The organism is Tenacibaculum halocynthiae, assembly GCF_964512825.1.
In the GTDB taxonomy this organism is placed as follows: Bacteria; Bacteroidota; Bacteroidia; order Flavobacteriales; family Flavobacteriaceae; genus Polaribacter; species Polaribacter halocynthiae.
Map to the genome: position 1 here is coordinate 1 of NZ_CAZELG010000047.1, position 2539 is coordinate 2539.

General features: G+C 36.3%; 1 protein-coding gene. It reads left to right on the forward strand.

The features are described 5' to 3' along the window. A partial coding sequence (locus ACKTTQ_RS19155; RefSeq protein ID WP_408050148.1) for a hypothetical protein occupies positions 1-2539 on the forward strand: 2539 nt, incomplete at both ends.

The window sequence follows — 2539 nt, forward strand, 5'->3', positions numbered from 1 at the left end:
AACAAATGTTACATGTAATGATGGAAGTTTAACAATCACACCACAAGGAGGAGATGGAACTTATACCTATGCAATAATAGCCAACGGAAGTGGAGCGACCCCAGTTTATGGAGCAACAGCAACTTTCCCAATTACAGCATCAGGAGATTATGATTTCTTTATCCGAGATGGATCAGGGTGTAACTATAGTTCAACGATAAATGTAGGACAAACTACAAATCCATCGTTTACTTTAAGTTTACCTAATACTACACCTGAATGTTTTGGAGAGCAAGAAACAGTTAATGTTGCTATTGCAAACGGAACAGCTCCATATACGATAAATATAACTAATGGAGGAAGTGTTAATACTACCACAACAACAAATAGTTTAACTAGTAGTTTTTCAGGATTAACAGCAGGAACTTATACAGTTTCAATAACTGATGGAAATACATGTTCTCCAGCTAACCAGACTATTACTATTATAGAGTTGCCAGAGTTAACAGCAACTTTAAATGGAAGATTACCAGCTACATGTGTTAATTTTGAAGTAGATAATAGTGCTTATGGTTTTGAATATGATTTATCAGGTACAACATTACCATCTGCACCTTATGTATTACAATTAAGAAGGTTAAATGGAACTTGGACTGCGGATCATACAGAAAATGTATTTTTAGGTATTGACCCAGGAACAGTGGTAAATCCAGCAATGAGAATTGTTGATGGAGGTGGTACTGTTATTTGTATGCAAACTTTGCCACAATTTATAACTCCATTCTTAGTTGATGGATTAATTGTAAATCCTGTAGCTAATCCTGGTTCTTGTGCTTCAGGTTTTAGTGTAACGGTTGAAGCGGTAGGAGGAGTTGGTCCATTTCAATTTGCAATATCTAATACAACAGGAACTTGGTATAATGCAGATGCTACTAGTCCACCACCACCACCACCAGCACCAGTACCTTCGCAAGACAGGACTTATACATTTACTGGATTGACTCCAGGGTTAACGTATGTGTTTTATGTAAAAGATACTAACGAAAATGCAGGGGGAGCAATTCCAGGTGATGCAAGTGATGATTGTATTAAACAGAATAATGAAGATGTATATGCAGATTTTACACCTAGCATACCTATAACAACAGCAGTTAACTCAAACCAATGTAACGGAGCATCTAATGGTGAAATAACATTTACTATTGATACAAGTAGTCCAGATATAACTTCTCCATTCACATGGACTTTATTTAAGAGAAATGCCTCTAATGTAGGTGTAGCAGTAACTACACCACCTTATAGTGGAATATCTCATTCTTATACGGGTACATCAACAACGGTTACTGCTTCTGGTTTAGATGCAGGAAGTTATTATATAGAAGTTACATCTGGTGCTTGTTCTTGGGGTAGTTTAGATACTCTTATTCAAGAAGGAGATCCTATAACAGGAAATGTGATTAAAGGAAATGATATTTCATGTAGCCAAAATGGTACAGTAAATATTACAAATGTTATTGGAGGTTTCCCTGGGTATACGTATGCCCTTAATATTACTAATGCTACAGGAATTACGACGCCAACATCGTCAACGTCTATTAATATTCCTTATGCAAATGTTACAGACAAAACATTACCTGTAACGGTTGAAGTAACAGCTACAGATACAAATGGATGTTCTGCAGTTATTGGAAATGTAAGCTTAAATGTAAGTCAATTACCAGTTATTAACTCAGTAACTTCAAACAGTTGTGGTACTAATAATACAATAACTGTTGACATGGCAAGTGGTTTAGCTCCATATCAATATTCTATTGATAATGGAACTACATACACAGCAGCTACATCAACTGACCCATATACATTTAATAACGTTACAGAAGGTAATCACACAGTTATTGTTAGAGACGCAAATGGTTGTGAGAGTGCAACACAGGCAGTAACTATACATCCTGATATTGATTTCAATTTAGTGGTTAGTCAAAACTTAAATTGTACACCAGGTCAAGCACAAGTTACAGTTAATGTAACTTCAGGTTCAGGAGGAACTTATAATTATACCATTTTAGGAGTAGGAGCAACAGCAAACCCTCCAATTACAGCAGGAAGTTTTGCAACAAATTCAACAACACACAATGTAACTACAAGTGGAACTTATGAAGTAACAATTACTGATGCTTCTTCTACATGTTCAATTGCTAGGCAGGTTGTTGTAGCACCAGCGATAACACCAAGTTTCAGTGGAGTAGCAAGTGTAGATGATATATGTAATGGAACAAGTACCGGAGAAATTCAATTAACGGAGGTAAATAATAGTATTAATCCATTAACGTATAGTATAGCTCCAGTAGCAGGAACTTTCAATTCTGGAACATTAACTTATACTGGATTACCAGCAGGAAATTATATAATCACAGGAACTGGAACTAATGGATGTACAACCCCAGTAGCAGTAACTGTGAATCAGAACAATGCAGTAGATGTAAGTGGAGCAGTAGCAGTTGTAGAGTTTGGCTGTACAACTGGAAACACAACAAACAATGCAACGGTAACGGTAACACCA